General features: G+C 65.4%; 17 protein-coding genes. 9 read left to right on the top strand and 8 right to left on the bottom strand.

The genetic code is table 11. The features are described from left to right. The first annotated feature begins 28 nt into the window (after positions 1 to 28). From OHZ10_RS22150 to OHZ10_RS22170, 5 genes are all read left to right on the top strand, one after another. Entirely contained in the window at positions 29 to 934 is a 906-nt protein-coding gene (locus OHZ10_RS22150) for an IclR family transcriptional regulator (RefSeq protein ID WP_342705799.1), read from the top strand. Between the two features lie 302 nt (positions 935 to 1,236). After that, positions 1,237 to 2,361, top strand: a complete 1,125-nt coding sequence (locus OHZ10_RS22155; protein ID WP_155627294.1) for a porin — start codon at positions 1,237 to 1,239, stop codon at positions 2,359 to 2,361. A gap of 39 nt (positions 2,362 to 2,400) precedes the next feature. Then, on the top strand, positions 2,401 to 2,613 hold the full coding sequence (locus OHZ10_RS22160; protein ID WP_059237520.1) for a DUF3311 domain-containing protein: 213 nt from the start codon (positions 2,401 to 2,403) through the stop codon (positions 2,611 to 2,613). Continuing rightward, positions 2,610 to 4,088 carry a sodium:solute symporter family protein gene (locus OHZ10_RS22165; protein WP_174992817.1) on the top strand — a complete coding sequence of 493 codons (1,479 nt, stop codon included), beginning with the start codon at positions 2,610 to 2,612 and terminating at the stop codon, positions 4,086 to 4,088. The genes OHZ10_RS22160 and OHZ10_RS22165 overlap by 4 nt, the downstream gene beginning before the upstream one ends. 102 nt (positions 4,089 to 4,190) lie before the next feature. Beyond that, positions 4,191 to 5,651 (top strand): amidohydrolase family protein, encoded by a 1,461-nt coding sequence (locus tag OHZ10_RS22170; protein ID WP_342705800.1) that lies wholly within the window; start codon positions 4,191 to 4,193, stop codon positions 5,649 to 5,651. Positions 5,652 to 5,791: 140 nt separating this feature from the next. On the opposite strand, the gene OHZ10_RS22175 is transcribed toward OHZ10_RS22170, so the two are convergent. Continuing rightward, positions 5,792 to 6,877, bottom strand: a complete 1,086-nt coding sequence (locus OHZ10_RS22175; protein ID WP_342705801.1) for a DUF1176 domain-containing protein — start codon at positions 6,875 to 6,877, stop codon at positions 5,792 to 5,794. Between the two features lie 236 nt (positions 6,878 to 7,113). Here OHZ10_RS22175 and OHZ10_RS22180 point away from each other — a divergent pair, with 236 nt between their 5' ends. From OHZ10_RS22180 to OHZ10_RS22190, 3 genes are all read left to right on the top strand, one after another. Beyond that, positions 7,114 to 7,860 (top strand): SDR family oxidoreductase, encoded by a 747-nt coding sequence (locus OHZ10_RS22180; RefSeq protein ID WP_174992814.1) that lies wholly within the window; start codon positions 7,114 to 7,116, stop codon positions 7,858 to 7,860. Between the two features lie 153 nt (positions 7,861 to 8,013). Further along, a complete protein-coding gene (locus tag OHZ10_RS22185) occupies positions 8,014 to 8,868 on the top strand; it encodes a DJ-1/PfpI family protein (protein ID WP_342705981.1) in 855 nt (284 codons plus the stop codon). Between the two features lie 124 nt (positions 8,869 to 8,992). Continuing rightward, the gene (locus OHZ10_RS22190) at positions 8,993 to 9,475 is read left to right on the top strand and encodes an SgcJ/EcaC family oxidoreductase (RefSeq protein ID WP_342705802.1); all 483 of its coding nucleotides are present in this window, start codon (positions 8,993 to 8,995) and stop codon (positions 9,473 to 9,475) included. 90 nt (positions 9,476 to 9,565) lie between these two features. Here the strand turns inward: OHZ10_RS22190 and OHZ10_RS22195 are convergent, their stop codons facing one another. The 5 genes from OHZ10_RS22195 to OHZ10_RS22215 all read right to left on the bottom strand — a co-directional run bounded on the left by OHZ10_RS22195 (position 9,566) and on the right by OHZ10_RS22215 (position 13,265). Continuing rightward, positions 9,566 to 10,513, bottom strand: coding sequence for a GlxA family transcriptional regulator (locus OHZ10_RS22195; protein WP_340625265.1), 948 nt, complete (start codon positions 10,511 to 10,513; stop codon positions 9,566 to 9,568). 326 nt (positions 10,514 to 10,839) lie between these two features. Beyond that, a complete protein-coding gene (locus OHZ10_RS22200) occupies positions 10,840 to 11,133 on the bottom strand; it encodes a hypothetical protein (protein ID WP_174992811.1) in 294 nt (97 codons plus the stop codon). Positions 11,134 to 11,468: 335 nt separating this feature from the next. Next, complete coding sequence (locus tag OHZ10_RS22205; RefSeq protein WP_217468154.1) at positions 11,469 to 11,663, bottom strand: antibiotic biosynthesis monooxygenase; 195 nt, start codon at positions 11,661 to 11,663, stop codon at positions 11,469 to 11,471. Between the two features lie 263 nt (positions 11,664 to 11,926). Then, a complete protein-coding gene (locus OHZ10_RS22210) occupies positions 11,927 to 12,448 on the bottom strand; it encodes a GNAT family N-acetyltransferase (protein WP_059237512.1) in 522 nt (173 codons plus the stop codon). A gap of 73 nt (positions 12,449 to 12,521) precedes the next feature. Further along, the gene (locus tag OHZ10_RS22215) at positions 12,522 to 13,265 is read right to left on the bottom strand and encodes an SDR family oxidoreductase (protein WP_342705804.1); all 744 of its coding nucleotides are present in this window, start codon (positions 13,263 to 13,265) and stop codon (positions 12,522 to 12,524) included. 302 nt (positions 13,266 to 13,567) lie between these two features. On the opposite strand from OHZ10_RS22215, the gene OHZ10_RS22220 reads away from it, so the two are divergent. Continuing rightward, positions 13,568 to 13,954 carry a hypothetical protein gene (locus OHZ10_RS22220; RefSeq protein WP_059237511.1) on the top strand — a complete coding sequence of 129 codons (387 nt, stop codon included), beginning with the start codon at positions 13,568 to 13,570 and terminating at the stop codon, positions 13,952 to 13,954. A 78-nt stretch (positions 13,955 to 14,032) separates the two neighbouring features. Here the strand turns inward: OHZ10_RS22220 and OHZ10_RS22225 are convergent, their stop codons facing one another. After that, a complete protein-coding gene (locus OHZ10_RS22225) occupies positions 14,033 to 14,803 on the bottom strand; it encodes an ABC transporter substrate-binding protein (RefSeq protein WP_059240794.1) in 771 nt (256 codons plus the stop codon). Between the two features lie 141 nt (positions 14,804 to 14,944). Then, positions 14,945 to 16,174: a cyanate transporter gene (locus OHZ10_RS22230; protein WP_342705805.1), complete on the bottom strand. Its 1,230-nt coding sequence runs from the start codon at positions 16,172 to 16,174 to the stop codon at positions 14,945 to 14,947. Between the last annotated feature and the right edge of the window lie 105 nt (positions 16,175 to 16,279).

Genomic DNA, 16,279 nt, shown 5'->3' on the forward strand with positions numbered 1-16,279 from the left:
TTCAACGAAATCATCGAGGAGAGCCGGCATGCAGGAACCCCATTCGACCGGAACGTCGCGGGCCGCACGCGCGCCGCGCGCGGGCGAGGACGCCGCCGATGCGACCGATGCGACCGATGCGGCTGGCGCACCGGGCACCGGCATGCTGCAGCGCGCGTTCGCGATCCTGCGCGCACTGGCCGGCATGCAGCAGGACGGCGTGCGCGTCACGCATCTCGCGAAGGCCGTCGGCCTCACGCAGGGCACCGCACACCGGATCCTGCAATCGCTGATCGCCGAAGGGATGGTCGAGCAGGACGAGCAGTCGAAGCTGTACCGGCTGAGTGTCGATTTCTTCGCGCTTGCCGCGCAGGCCGGCAACCCGAGCAGCATGCGCACGCTGTGCCGTCCCGGGCTGCTGCGGCTGTGCGCAAGCCTCGGCGAGACGATCTTCCTGCTGGTGAAGAGCGGCTTCGACGCCGTGTGTCTCGACCTGTGCGAAGGGCCGTTCCCGATCCGCTCGTTTACCGGGGACATCGGCGGGCGCATCGCGCTCGGCGTCGGGCAGGGCAGCCTCGCGATCCTCGCGTTCCTGCCCGAAGCCGAGCGCGAGGAAGTGATCCGCTTCAACGTGCCGCGGATCCGCGGTTACGGCGTGCTCGACGAGGTGTACCTGCGCACCGAGATCGAACGCGTGCGGCAGCTCGGCTACGCGGGGCGCAACAGCGGCGTGCTCGACGGGATGGCCGGCGTCGCGGTGCCGATCCTCGATCGCACCGGTTATCCGGTCGGCGCATTGAGTGTCGGCACGCTCGCGTCGCGCCTCGGCGACGACCGGATGCCAATGGTCGTCGAGTTGCTGCGGCGCCAGGCCGACGCGATCGGGCCGCGCACCAACCCGTTCGACGCCGCGTTGCGGCGGCCGATGCACGGGCTATCAGGGAAAACCGTATAGCGGCGTCGCGCGTCGCCGTTTCGTCAGCTTGCTTACGCAAGTCATTCACGTCAGATCAAAACGCACCGCGTCCAGCCGGCCTGCGTGCTTTCGTTTCTCTTGCGGGGTCGCTTGACCCCCGCGCATTTTCCCCTTCATCGCCCTCATTCGATTTTCAACTGATGGCCAGTTGAACATTTCATTTCTTGATGCGGTTACGGCTGGATACCATCCAGCCAAGCTTAGACAAGCCGACCGGCGCGTATGGGCAGGATCAATAAAACACAACATCGATGAGCAGGTTTGGAGAGGAGATGATGGAGATGGTGCGAATGATGGGTGGGAAGACGGGCGCCGCACTGGGCGCCGCGGTCGCAATGCTGTTCGCCGGCGCCGCGCACGCGCAGTCGACGGTGACGCTGTACGGGATCGTCGATGCGGGCGTGACTTATACGAACAACGCGAAGGGCCACTCGCTGTGGCAGTTCACGGGCGGCAACGAGTCGGGCCCGCGCTGGGGCTTGATCGGGTCCGAGGATCTCGGCGGCGGCCTGAAGGCGAACTTCAGGCTCGAAAACGGCTTCAACGTCGCGAACGGCGCGCTCGGGCAGGGCGGCCGGATGTTCGGCCGGTCGGCATGGGTCGGCCTGAGCGGCGCGAACTGGGGCGCGGTGACGCTCGGCCGCCAGTACAACTCGACGCAGGACATCCTCGGTTCGCTGCAGATGAGCAGCTTCCTCGCGCAGTACTCGACGCACCCGTTCGACAACGACGACATCAACAACACGTTCCGCACCAACAACGCGGTCAAGTACATCTCGCCGACGATCGCCGGCCTGCAGGCGAACCTGATGTACGGGTTCTCGAACTCGACCGGCTTCGCGAACGACAACACCTGGAGCGCGGGCGTCACGTACGTGAACGGGCCGCTCAACGCGGGCGCTGCCTACACGCGCGTGAACCATCCGGCGAGCAGCGCGACGGGCGCCGTCGCGTCGGACAATTATTTTCCCGCGTCGGCATCGGTGTTCGGCGCCGGCCTGTCGAGCGCGGTGCGCCAGCAGATCTGGGGTGCGGGCGCCAGCTACGCAATCGGGCCGGCGACGCTCGGCCTGCTGTATACGGGCTCGAATTTCGGGCAGGCGACGGGCGGCGCGCTGCGCTTCAACAACTACGAAGGCAGCCTGCGCTACATGATCACGCCCGCACTGATGGCGGCCGGCGGCTACACGTATACGAAGGTCGCGCGCAGCGGCGACAGCGGACACTATCAGCAGGTGTCGGCCGGCGTGCAGTACCTGCTGTCCAAGCGCACTGACTTGTACGTGAACGGCTTCTACCAGAAGGCGTCGTCGTCGGTGGGCAACGCGTGGATCGAGGGCGCCGACGGCCCGTCGTCGACGACGTCGCAAGTGGCGGTGGTGGCCGGTATCCGCACGAAGTTCTGATGTCCTGACGCGTTCGCGCGTCTTCCGGAGGAGACTCACATGAAATTCAAACTGTTGCTGGCGGCGCTGCCGTTCGTCGGGATGTATGCAGGCGGCTCGCTCGCCGAGGCACGTCCGCTGCTGTTCGGGCTGCCGTTCCTGCTCGTCTGGAACCTGATCTGGATGGCGGCGACTGCCGTGATCCTCGCGATCCTGTTCCATCTCGACGAGCGCGACGCGGACCGCAACGGCCGCACGGGAGACGCGCGATGAACGCTTCGATCATCATCATCGCGGCGTTCGCCGTATTCGCGCTGGCGATCGGCGTGATGGCGCGCCGCGGCCGCAAGCTCACGCTCGAACAGTGGGCGGTCGGCGGGCGCGGCTTCGGCTCGCTGCTCACGTTCCTGCTGATGGCCGGCGAGGCGTTCTCGACGTTCTCGTTCCTCGGCGCGAGCGGCTGGACCTACAGCAAGGGCGTGCCGGCGTTCTACATCCTGTCGTACGGCTGCCTCGCGTTCGTGATCGGCTACTGGATGTTGCCGGCGATCTGGCGCTACGCGAAGGAGCGCGGCCTCGTGTCGTTCGCCGATTACTTCGCGTCGAAGTACGACAGCCGCGCGATCGGCGTGCTGGTGTCGATCGTCGCGGTGTTCGCGATGGTGTCGCTGCTGATGATCCAGCTGCGCGGGCTCGGCGTGATCGTGTCGGAGATGTCGTACGGGCTGATTCCGCAATCGGCCGCGATCTGGATCGCCGCGACGCTGATGGCCGTGTACATGGTCGTGTCGGGCATTCACGGCTCGGCGAGCATCGCGATCTTCAAGGACGTGCTGATCCTCGCGATCGCGATCTTCCTCGGCCTGTACCTGCCGATGCATTACTACGGCGGCCTCGGCGAGATGTTCGCGAAGATCGATGCTGCGCATCCCGAACTGCTGCGCATGCCCGAGCACGGCTTCAACCTGAGCTGGTACAACTCGACGATCCTGCTCACGTCGCTCGGCTACTACCTGTATCCGCACGGCTTCACCGCGATCTACGTCGCGAAGGACGAGCGCGCGCTGCGCCGCAACGTGATCCTGATGCCGTTGTACCAGGTGCTGATCGCGTTCCTGTTCCTCGTCGGCTTCGCGGCCGTGATGACGGTGCACGGGCTCGAAGGCGCGCAGACCGATCTTGCGCTGCTGCGCCTCGTGAAGCAGACGTTCCCCGCATGGTTCGTCGGCGTCGTCGGCGGCACGGGCCTGCTGACCGCGCTGGTGCCGGGCTCGCTGATCATGCTGAACGCATCGACGACGATCGCGCGCAACATCTATCGCGAAGGCTTCGCGCCGAATGCGACCGACCGCGAAGTGACGCGCGTTGCGCGGATCGCGCTGCCGATCTTCACGCTGGTGGTCGTCTACTTCGTGCTGCGCGGCGGCGCAACCTTCGTGACGCTCGCGATCTTCTCGTCGAGCCTGCTCACGCAGCTCGTGCCGATGCTCGCATCGAGCTTCCTGAAGCGGCCGTTCGGCACGCGCGAGGGCGCGTTCGCGGGCATCGTCGCCGGTGCGATCGTGATCGCGATGACCAACTACTACGGCGTGACGCTCGCGTCGCTGTTCCCCGGCGCGTCGAGCACGTTCACGTCGATCAACCCCGGGCTCGTCGCGCTCGCCGTGAACGCGGTGGTGTTCATCGCGATCAGCACGGTGCAGCGCAAGCTGAAGGCCCGTGTCGCGGCGCCGGTGCGCTCCGCGTGACAGTTGCTTCGCCGTTTCGCGGTCAGGCCGCCGGGCAGCCGCCCGGCGGCCTGGCCGTTTGACGGCGCCCCGCTCAATCGAACGACAACAGGACTACACGTCATGACGACCGAAGACAAGCGCGTAGCGATCGACACGCTGATCGCGAACGGCTGCGTGATCACGATGGACCCGCAGCGGCGCGTGATCGAGAACGGCGCGGTTGCCGTGGAGGGCGATCGCATCGTCGCCGTCGGCAGCACCGAAGAACTGCAGGCGCGCTACCGTGCGACGCGCACGATCGACGCACGCCGCAAGGCCGTGCTGCCGGGCCTGATCGATGCGCATGCGCACGCGGGCCACGCGATGCTGCGCACGATTGGCGGCGCGGACGGCGATGCGTGGTCGGCCGCGGCCGAGACGATCTACACGCGCGCGTCGGACGAGGCATTCTGGGAAACCGAATCGCATCTCGCCGCGCTCGAACGGCTGAAGGCCGGCGTGACGACCGGCGTGTCGCTGCTCGGCGGCGGCAATTCGATCATGCGCGTCGACGATCCGGTCTATGCGCGACGCCATTGCGACGCAGTCGTGCGCACCGGTACGCGCTCGATCGTCGCGGTCGGCCCGTCGCGTCCGCCCGCGCCGCGCGCGTACACGCGCCACACGCCGGACGGCAGCGAGACGCGGGACATCGGTTTCGACACGATGTACGACGTGTGCGAGCGCATCGTCGACGAATGCCACGGCGATGCCGACGGCCGGATCCGGATCGCGCTGACGCTGCCCGTGTACGGTCCCGAGCACGACCCGGAACTTGCGCAGTACGAGCGCGACTTCCGCGACCAGGCCGCGCGCTACGGTGCGCTTGCGCGCGGGCGCGGGCTGACGTTCACGCAGGATGGCCACCGCGCGGGCACGCTCGCGTTCGCGCATCGCGAGCTGGGGCTGCTCGGGCCGACGTCGTTCATGTCGCACAGCATCGACCTGACCGACGACGACATCGCGGCATGCGTGGAGACGGGCACCGCGATCATCCACAACCCGAGCGCGATCATGTCGATCATCGGGCGCTGCCCGGTGCCCGAGCTGATCGACGCGGGCGTGACGGTGGCGATCGCGTCGGACGGCGCGGCGCCCGATCGCGGCTACGACATGTTCCGCCACATGTGGCAGTGCATGCACTATCACCGCCGGCATTTCCGCGATCCGGACGTGCTGCCGCACGGCAAGGTGCTGGAGATGGTGACGATCGATGCGGCGAAGGCGCTGTCGGTCGATCACGAAATCGGTTCGCTCGAAACCGGCAAGCTCGCGGACATCATTCTCGTCGACCTGTTCCGGCCGCACATGATGCCGATGAACATGCCCGTGTATCGCGTGACGTGCTTCGCGAACGCGGCCGACGTGTGCATGACGATGGTCGGCGGCAGGGTGCTGATGGAGGACCGTCGCGTGCTGTCGGTGGATGAAGGCGAGATTCTCGAGCGCGTGAACGAAGTTGCGGAAACGATGATCGAGCGCAGCGGCTTGCGTCATCTGCTCGACGAGCCGAAGACGCTGTGGGGGCGCAGCCACTACTGAGCGGTCACGCCGGCGCGGCTGGCGTATCGCCGGATCCGGCATGCGGCGGCCGCAGCGCAATCGGGCCGCCGTAGGTCGATACGGGGCCGGTCTGGCGGTCGCCGGTTCGGCCGCGCCCGTCATCGAAGGCGATTATTGCCTTACTTCTTTCGCGACCGATAGAGGGTGGGCCAGTCACCCGGCGCAACGCCGCCACACGTTTCTTGCCGGGCTGCCGACGACATCTGAAACGCGTGGCCATCCCAGATCCATTCGGTCCGAAAGCCGCAATCGGCCAGCCCGCGCCCTTTGCCGAAAGTCGACAGGGTGCCGGTAGCCGGATCAAAGTTCGGTTCGAACAGCAACGCGTCCGAAGCGCCCTCCGCAGCATCGTTCAGCTTGACGGGCTCCGGTGCGCCGCCACCCGTGCGCGGGGCGATGAACACGTTCGACGATCCCTGGTACGCGCCTTGAATGCAGGGTAGGAAAACCAGCGCCTTGCGTGCGTCGAGGGCATACGCGGCCTCTTCGAGATGCGGTGACGCATTCTCTTCGCAGCTGCTGGCGTCCCGGACACGTTTCGTGCGCGCGATCAGGTTCTGTTCCTCCTGCCCGGATAGCCGCGAAGTGATCTTCCGTGTCGGTACGAGCGGCAGCGACGGTGCGAGCGGGACTTGGGAGGCGGGTGCAGGGCCTTTGCGGATCAATGCGGTCACACCGCCGATACGTCCCTGCCGGTCATCGATGCGCAAGAGGGCGGCGACCATGCCGTCGAGGGGAACAAAGGCGCTTGCATCCGAGCCGACCTGAAGCTTCGTGCCGTTGCGAAGTCGTGACACGAATGCGGCGACGGCCGCAGGCTGCGTGACCGACAAAGTCGCCAGGTTGTTGGCAAGGTCGGTGTTCACGTTCCAGGCCGACGCGTCCAGCCGCAGCGGCGCCCCGTCAACACGCAGCTCATCCGGATCGATACTCGCGTTGGTTTCGATATAGAGACGTGCTTCGAGCGAGCCGTTTGGCCCGGCCGCGCGAATGAAGCGCAAGTCTGCGCGGGCTTCGCCGCCGCTCGCGAAACCCTTCGCCTCGCAGGTCAGTCCGTTGTCGCAGGCGACCAGCCACGATTTGTAGGTGTCGTAGCTCGGTGAGTTGCCTTCCCGAGGCGGCGTTGCGACGGCGACGAGCGGGACAGTTGCAATCGCGATAAAAACCATGAATGCGGCGCGTGCCTTGATGGAACGAGTGCTCATGTCCTGCTGCGGAGTTGAGGATGAAGCGCATCGTAACGCAAGTGGCGTACCGGAGATGAAGCAGGTCGATGCGGCGTCCATTCGAATCGGGTGGCGTTTTTCGAGGGTTATACGACCTTTGAGCCATTTGCCTCACGTTCCATACTTCAGTGGCAGATCAAGCCGGGACAGCGCACAAACGCGATTGCGTTGTGAACGTTCGGCTGATCCATTCACGACATGAAAAGGAACGGAAGATGAGGCTCAAGAACAAGTCAGCGTTGATCACGGGTGGCACGAGCGGCATCGGCCTCGCAACGGCGAAGCTGTTCATCGCAGAGGGCGCCCGGGTAGCGGTTACCGGCCGCGACGAGGCCGTGTTCGAGCATGTGAAGGCCGAGCTTGGCGAGAACGCGATCGTTCTCAAGGGCGACGTCCGTTCGCTCGAGGACATGCGGGCGATTGCCGCCGAGGTCAACGCGAAATTCGGCGGCCTGGATATCGTGTTCGCCAATGCGGGCTGGGCATTCCCGTCCGCGGTCAACGACATCGACGACGCACTTTATGGCGAGATCATGGACATCAACGTCAAGGGCGTGGTGTTCACGCTGCAGGCGGTGCTGCCGGACTTGCGGGAAGGTTCGTCCGTGATCCTCAATACCTCGTTCGTGGCGCAGACCGGCAAGCATGGCATCTCGTTGACCGCGGCCGCGAAGGCTGCCGTGCGATCGCTCGCGCGCAGCTGGTCCTACGAGTTTCTCGGCCGGAAGATCCGCTTCAACGCGATCGCCCCCGGTGCGATCGACACGCCGCTGCTCTCCCGGTGGGGCATGCCCGACGAATGGGTGCGCGACCGCAAGGCCGAGTTCGCCGAAGCGATTCCGGTGGGCCGCATGGGCAAGGCCGAGGACATCGCCAACGCGGCCCTCTATCTCGCCAGTGACGAATCCTCCTATGTCGTCGGCACCGAACTGGTCGTCGACGGCGGAGCGTCGCAGCTTTAAGCCGGCAGTTCATGCATCCGGAGCCCGGCACGTCGTCGCGGCTCGTCCACATCCCGACTTCACGTCCGCCATGCCTTTCGTCGTGGCGGTGGTTCAATCCGGCCCGGCCTGGTTGCGCTCGCAGAGGGGGCCGAAGTGCAAGGAGAAATCATCTTGACCGACAGTAGCGATAACCACGCATCCGCCACGCCACTCACCCGGGCAGGTCGTTCGCGCCGCGACATGCTCAAGCTTGGAAGCGTCGCCACGCTCGGCGCCATGCTGGGCGGCGGGGCCTTGCTCGGGCACGCGACGCCCGCGCTTGCGCAGGCAGGCAGCGATGCCATGCTTGCCCCGAACGACCCCCTCGATATTCTGATCGTCAATTACGACGGGGGGACGCTGCTCGACTTTGCCGGCCCGAGCGAGATTTTCCACCGGTTGCCGAATACGCACGTTCGTTACGCGAGCCTCAATGGCGGCAACGTGACGCTCGAATTCGGCGTCGTGTATGGCAATACCGAACGGTTGGCCGATATCGAGAAGACCGACGTGATTCTCGTTCCCGGCGGATCCGATCTGAGCGTGCCGATGCAACCGGCGTACCAGGCGCAGATCCGGCGCCTGGCACAAAGCGCGAAACACGTGACGTCGGTGTGCAACGGATCGCTCGTGCTCGCCGCGACGGGCGTGCTCAAGGGCAAGCGCAGCGCCTGTCACTGGGCGTTCGTCAACAAGCTGTCCGAATATGGCGCCATTCCCGTTCCGGATCGCTTCGTCGAAGACGACAACGGCCGCTTCATGAGCGGCGGCGGCGTGACGGCGGGCATCGACTTCGCGCTTCGCGTGGCAGCGAAACTGCGCGGCCAACAGGCCGCCGAGTTCACGCAACTCGTGATCGAATACGATCCCGCTCCGCCGTTCCATTCCGGTCATCCGAGGGATGCGCGGCCGGAAGTGATCGCGATGGTCGACAAGGAACTGCCCGGCGCATCCAGGGGGCTCGCACGAATCCCCGGCGTGCGCTGAACGTCTGCAGCCCCCGTGTGCGAGGCCATCCGCCGGCCTCGATGAAGGCCGCCGGCGACGCTGCCTGTGCCGCCTGCCCGCTCGGGCACCCGCTTCAATTCAAGCCACAACCGGAAATCACTCGATGCAACAGATCCGTCTTTGTACTGCCGCGCTTGCGGCCTGCGTGTCCTTTTTCGCCTTCACGGCGCCGGCTGTTGCCGGTGGTTCGCAACGTCCGCCCGAAGCGGCCATCAAGGCCGAAAACGCGCGATGGGCCGATGCCTTTGCGCGCGGGGATTATGAGGCGCTCGGCCGACTCTATACCGACGACGGCGCGCTCTTGCCGCTCGGCGGCGACAAGGTCACGGGGCGCCGTGCGATCACCGAGTATTTCGCCAACGGGTATGCCGGATCGAAACCCGGCACCGTATCGTTCAGCAATTACGAGTTTTACGGTAATGACCGGGAAGTGACGGAGGTATCGGATGCGGAGGTGCGCGATCACGATGGAAAGCGCCGGATCCGCGCGAAGCAGATTCTCGTCTTTCTGAAACAGGACGGCGCGTGGAAACTGCATCGCGACATGTGGAACGATTACGCGCCCGTCAAGACCGGCGGCCAATGAGCGTCCGGCGGCACGGCGCGTCACTGGCCCACGCGCCAATAGTCCGTTAGCGGGACGTCGACCACGCAGCACGCCGTTCGTCGAGGGCGATCAGCGTGCTGGGTTCGATCTGCTCTCGCGCCGAATCGCCTGCGGCGGGTGCCCATGCAGTTTGATGAAGGCCCGCCGCATCCGCTCCGGATCGGTGAACCCCACCGCCAGCGCAATCTGTTCGATCGGTTCGCTGCCACCCTGCAGCCGCAGCCTCGCGGCTTCGACGCGCAAGCGTTCGACCGCCTTCGCAGGCGTTTCGCCGGTTTCCCGGCGAAAGGCGCGTCCGAACTGTCGCACGCTCAATCGTGCGGCGTCCGCGAGTCGTTCGACCGGCAACGCTTCCGCCAGATGTTCCCTCGCAAAATTCAGCGCGATGCGGATGCGATCCGATTCCGGTTCCATCTGCGACATCGCGGAGAATTGCGACTGCCCGCCGGGTCGACGATACGGCACGACCAGAAGCCGGGAGACGGCGCGCGCAATTTCCGCCCCCAGGTCTTTTTCGACGATGCCGAGCGCCAGGTCGATTCCGGAGGCGATGCCTGCCGATGTCCAGACGCGGCCATCCACGACATAGATACTGTCGCCGTCGACTTTGATGCGAGGGAAGCGCGACTGCATCAGCGCAGCGTATCGCCAGTGCGTCGCTGCTCTCAGTCCGTCCAGCGAGCCGGTTTCCGCGAGCAGGAACGCTCCCGTACACACGCTGGCGACCCGTGAGGCCCTGGCGGCCAGTTTTCGGGCAGCGGCGACGTTTTCCGGTGTCTGCATCGGCTCGATATCACCGCCCACGAAAACGACCGTGTCGAACGTGCGCCTTCCCATTGGCTTCGTGTCGATCGAAAGGCCGGTATTGCCGGGAATCGGGCCGCCGGATTGCGAGATGACATGAAGGTCATAGGGCGTATGGCCGGCAGCCGTGGTTACCTGATTAAAGGCCGACAGTGGCCCGCCAAGGTCAAGCGCATCGTAGCCACGGCAAACGAAGAATCCAATTCGATGCATGACAGGGCAGATACCGGAAACTCGGGAAGGCGTATTTTAGCGAGAACCCTCAAATCGTGTCATTCAGCCTGAAACGAGGGAAATACGTCGTTGACATCGCAATCGGTTCCCGCGCAGCCGGCAAGTTGCGACGCGCAGTAAACGCGAAACGCCCCGTCGTTTGCCGGCGGGGCGCGGTTGTCATGCAGCGGCGAAGGTCAGCGACGGTAGATGTATTCGAGGTCAGTCGATTCCCCGACTTGCCTGAAACCAGCCTTTTCGTAGGACGCGATGGCCTTCGCGTTGCCCGACTGGCAAACGAAAGATGAGCATGATTTACCCAATCCTCAAGGCGGGTTTTTTCCTAATGCGTCCATCAAGGCGATGACGGGATAGATGAAACCCGCGGCCAACACCGTGATCATTGAATGCCACCACGGAGAAAGTTTTTCGAGGCGAGCAACGCCGACGACGCTCAAGAGCGCAGAGACGGCGCCAGCACACGCGAGAAGCCAGAATGGAAATTCTTTTGGAACCGTGAACGCTGAAAAGAAGAACGTCAAGGCAACTGGCGCGGACACCATCAGAAGCAGGAGATCGGCCACCAGGAAGAAAATTTTCCACCGTTTCAGTCGCGACATGATTGTCCTGGTGCTGTACTCGGTTTCCGGCGGGTGCCCACGCTGAAATTCAGTCGCTATGGGCAGTCTGCGTATGCTGACAGTGATGGTTCGCCAAAACAATATCGCATCGATTGGAGGCGCCAGTGCCGCGCTCGTGGGCGAACGCGGACAAATGTATGGTGCGCGCCGGAAACCCGCGATGCACCTTTTTTTCGCCTACGCGACGCCGTCTGGCGCCAGCCGCAGGACCGTCGCGGGTGCAACCCTGAACGCCGGGCTCCGTGCATCGTTGGCGATGATGTGGGGCGTCACTTCGTGAGCGGCCAGCGCGTCAGCCGATGCGCTGCGCTCGATCAGCACAACCTGTCTTCATCGCCGACGACGGGATGACGGTCGTATTGAAGACAACCGGGTTCGGCCCGAACGACGGACGCCAGGTGCTCATACGCGGCGATCTGTTCGTGACGCTTTCCGGGCACGATCCGGCGCGAGATGATGAGCAGCACCTCGTTTTTGTTGTTCCGGTTTTGACGATCGACTTCGTTCATGGCGACTCCTGGCTGATGTGATTCCGACAAGAAGCGGGGTGCCGTAAACGCAAAGAGCCCCGTCGCTTGCCGGCGGGGCGCTGGTGACATGCAACTGCGAAGACTACCGCGCGCGCGTTCCCGACGCCCCCCCAGTGCCGATGGTTGTCGTTGTCGTGACGGTTACGAGGGAAACCGGATCAGGCGGCATGGGTTCAAGGTACCGCGATCGACGGGGACATGTCGATTCACGTCGATTGCAGCGGATTCCCCTATCCGTGAAATTAGCGACGGTAGATGTATTCGAGGTCGGTCGATTCCCCGACCTTGAAATCATACGTGCCGACCTGCCTGAAGCCGGCCTTCTCGTAGAACGCGATGGCCTTCGCGTTACCGGACCACACGCCTAGCCATACCGGACCGGGGCGTTCGTCGGACAGATAAGCCAGCGCGGCATCGAACAACGTGCGTCCGGCGCCGGTTCCCTGCGTACCCCGTCGAAGGTAGATCTGATGGATCTCGCCCGAACCGTCCGCCACTTCCGGATGCGGGAGCTTGCACGGCCCCGCGTGTGCATAGCCGACCAGCGTACCGTCGTCGTCTTCGGCGACCCACGTGCGGCACTGTGGGTCGACGAGCTGTTCGCTGACCGTTTCAACCGAGTAGCTGCGTGCCTCGTACGCGGCAAGATCGTTCGGCGGATAGTTGATGCCGAAGCCGTCCTGCAGAAAGGTTTCGCGAAACGTATCGCGCTTCAAGTCGGCAAGCGGGGCTGCATCGGCCAGTGTCGCAACGCGGATCAACATCGGGGGTTTCTCGCTTCGGTGGTCGGGCAGACAGTGTATCGCGAGCGACATCCGGCCGGCGCGTCGTTACCCGCTAGCCGCCGATCGTTGCCGTCGGGCGCACGACGATCTCGTTCACGTCGACATCGGCGGGCTGCGCGATCGCATACGCAATGGCTGCCGCGATCGCTTCCGGTTCGAGCGCAATGCTGCGGTACTTCGCCATCAGGTCGGCGGCGGTCGGGTCCGTGATCGTGTCGGCCAGTTCGGACGTCACGACACCGGGGCAGATGCTCGTGACGCGCAGCTTGTCGTTCTCCTGCCGCAAGCCATCGGAAATTGCGCGCACCGCATACTTCGTCGCGCAATAGACGGCGGCCGTCGGCGATACCCGCAACCCGCCGATCGACGATACGTTGATGATCTGCCCGAAACCCTGGCGATTCATCACCGGCAGTGCGGCCGCGATGCCGTACAGCACGCCCTTGATGTTGACGTCGACCATCCGGTCCCACTCGTCGACTTTCAGCGACGCCATCGGCGAAAGCGGCATGACGCCTGCGTTGTTGACGATGACGTCGATATGGCCATACTCGGCGAGCGCGGCTTCGACGAACGCGACGTTGTCGTCGCGCTTCGTAACGTCGAGCGCACGCCACGAAGCGGTGCCGCCCTGGGTGCGAATGTTGCCGGCCAGGTCCGCAAGACGCTCGGTGCGGCGTGCGCCGAGCATCAGGCGCGCACCGCGCTCGCCCAGATAGCGGGCGGTGGCCTCGCCGATCCCGCTGCTTGCGCCGGTGATCAGGACCACTTTTTGTTCGATGTTGTGGTTCGTCATGTTCATTCCTCGGTTCACGGTGAAGAGACGTCAGCATCGCGCGGAAGGGGGCGCCGGCGTTATCCTGCGAGTCCGCATTTCTTGCACGATTCTCCGAGAATGCATGGGGCACGAACGGGAATGCGCTTCCCGGATCAGGAAAGGAAGGCGCCGATATTGCAGTGCAGCGAAAGGGGTGGGTGCGCGCCTCGCCCGGCCATCGTGACGAACTGGAATTCCGGTGCGTCAATCATGCGGATGCCGATGGTTGAGAGCCGGCGGACATGCTAGGATTTCCGTCAAACAACTTCGGAGACGCTGCGATGCCGTTCATCTGCGAAAACGTCGAATGTCGCGCCGTGCTGGCTCGCGGGCAAGTCAAGCCCCATCAGGACGACGCGGGGTGGTGCTTCCACTGCCCGGACTGCAAGGCCAGGAACGAGTTGATGAATCTCGGCGTCGTCGGCGGGGCGGTCGAGCTGGTTCAGCCGGAGCGCGCCAGCCCGCCGCACAAGGTCGTCGCGACGGCCCGGCCGCTGGACGATGGCCGATACGCGGCGCAGTTGAGCGTTCAGCGGGCGCTCGCCGTGAAGGGGACATACGCGGCCGAAGAGCACTGGGATCAGCTCGGCGTCTTCGGCGATGCACAGGAAGCGGTCGCGCATGCGCGGTCGTTCGCAACGGATTTGCTGCAACGCGCGGTGGCCTAGCCGGCCGTTTTCCGTACACGAAGAAGGGGCGTCGCGCAGGAATGCGCGACGCCCTTTTGCGTCTTCTGCCCGTGTTCGTCAGTTGTAAATGTCGAACGCGAAGTACTTCTTCGCGATTCGCTGATACGTGCCGTCCTGAATCAGGCTCGCGAGTGCCTGGTTGATCTGCGTGCGCAGCGCGTCGTCGTCCTTGCGCATGCCGATCGCCGAACCCACACCGAGCGTCTTGGGATCATGCAGCGCCGGCCCCGCAAATTCGAAATTCGCACCCTTCGCGGTCTTCAGGAAGCCGAGATCGGCCTGCACCGACGACTGCAACGACGCGTCGAGCCGGCCCGACAGCAAATCCTGATACACGAGATCCTGCGTCTGGTACGTGCGGACGATCACGCCCTTCGGTTCCCAGTAGGTGCGCGCATAGGTTTCCTGCGTCGTCCCCTGTTCGACGCCGACACTCTTCCCCTGCAGGGACTCCGGCGTCGGCTGCAGGTTCGCGCCGCGCCGCGCGACGAGGCGCGGCGGCACGTTGTTGATCTTGTCGGTGAACGCGATCTGCGCGAGGCGCTTCTCGGTCACGCTCATCGACGACAGCACGCCGTCGAACTTGCGTGCCTTCAACGCCGGGATCATCCCGTCGAACGCGTTCTCGACCCACACGCAGCGCACCTTCATCCGTTCGCAGATCGCATTGCCGAGATCGATGTCGAAGCCGACGAGCTTGCCGTCGGGCGCGAGCGATTCGAACGGCGCGTAGCTGGGATCGACGCCGAGGCGCAGCACCGCCGGGTCTTTCGCGGCGGCGGCGCCTGCCGCCAGCGCGAGCGCGGCGGCCAGAACGAGCTTTTTCATGATTGTCTCCATTACCGGTTGATGTTGTTTGTCGTGAAGCGGGGAAGCGGCCATTGGGCGTGACGGCCCGCGCCCGGCCATGCGCGGGCGGCGGGGCGGTCGCAGGAGAAGGCCGGCGGCCGCCCGGATTCGAAGGGGGTTTTAGCGGGCGGCGCCGGCGATGCGCGCCATGCTGTTCCGGTAGCCGGCGGGCGAGAACACGGCGTTCAGCGCGGCCGTCGACGCGATCACGCCGAGATGCATCCACCACGCGATCGCGAAGCCGCCGCCCGCGTCGCGCAGCCAGCCGATCAACCAGGGGCTCGCTGCGACGGTCAGGAAGCCGATGCCCTGCACGAACGCGGCCAGTGCGCCGGCAAGTCGTGCATCGGGCAGGTGGTCGAGCGTGACGATCAGGCTCATCGAGAAGAAGCCGCCCAGCCCGAGGCCGACACTCGCGACCCACAGCCACGGCGCGAGCGCGGGCAGCGTCGCGAATCCGATGAAGCCGACCGCCTGCAGCGCCTGCGTGAGCCACAGCACGGCGCGACGGTCGGCCGAGCGCTTCGCGAGCATCGGCATCGCCAGTGCACCGGTGGCCTGGAACAGCGCCATCCACGCGAGCAGGTTGCCGCTCGCCTGCGGGCTCATGCCCACGCTGCGGTAGAACGCCGGCAGCCACGCGACGAGGCTCGCATAGCCGCTGTTGCTGAGGCCGAAGAACAGCGCGAGCTGCCATGCGCGCGGGATGCGGACGAACGCGGTGATCGACGCCGACGCGGCCGTCGCTTGCACGGTGTCGCGCGGTGCTTTCGCGCGCCACAGCGCGAGCGTGACGAGGGCGGGCACCGCCCATACGGCGAGCGCGAGATGCCAGCCGCCGTGCGCGGCGAGCCACGGGCTTGCCATCGCGCCGAATGCGCCGCCGCCGACGAGCGCCGCCGAGTAGAGGCCCATCGCGAGCGGCAACCGGTCGACGAACCAGCGTTTCGCAAGGCCCGGCACGAGCGCCTGGATTACCGCGACACCCGCGCCGGCGGCGATGGCGGTCGCGATCAGCCCCGCGCTGCCGTGCGTCCACAGGCGCGCCGTGCAGGCGGCGGCGATCAGCGCGAGCGCGGCGGTCAGCGCACGCTGCTCGCCGAAGCGCCGCGCGAGCCCGACGCCGGCCCCGGCGACGACCCCCATCAGCACGAACGGCAGCGTGGTCAGCAGCGCGGCCGCGCGAAACCCGAGGCCCGTGTCGGCGCGTACGACGTCGAGCACGGGGCCGAACGCGGTCAGGAACGGGCGCAGGTTGAGGCCGGCCAGTACCAGCAGCGCGAGTGCGCCATAGGACACGGAAGCCGCGTGCGGGCGGTGGACGGCTTGCGCGGTGCCGGGGTCGGTCATCGGGATGCTCCAGGGAGGGGCCGGTGGCCCTGTGATGCGATGCCGAAAGGGTAAGCGCGCGCTACGCCAGGTGAAAATTAAATATTCGACTGGGAATCAGTGCGG

Source organism: Burkholderia arboris (assembly GCF_038723655.1).
Taxonomy (GTDB): domain Bacteria; phylum Pseudomonadota; class Gammaproteobacteria; order Burkholderiales; family Burkholderiaceae; genus Burkholderia; species Burkholderia arboris.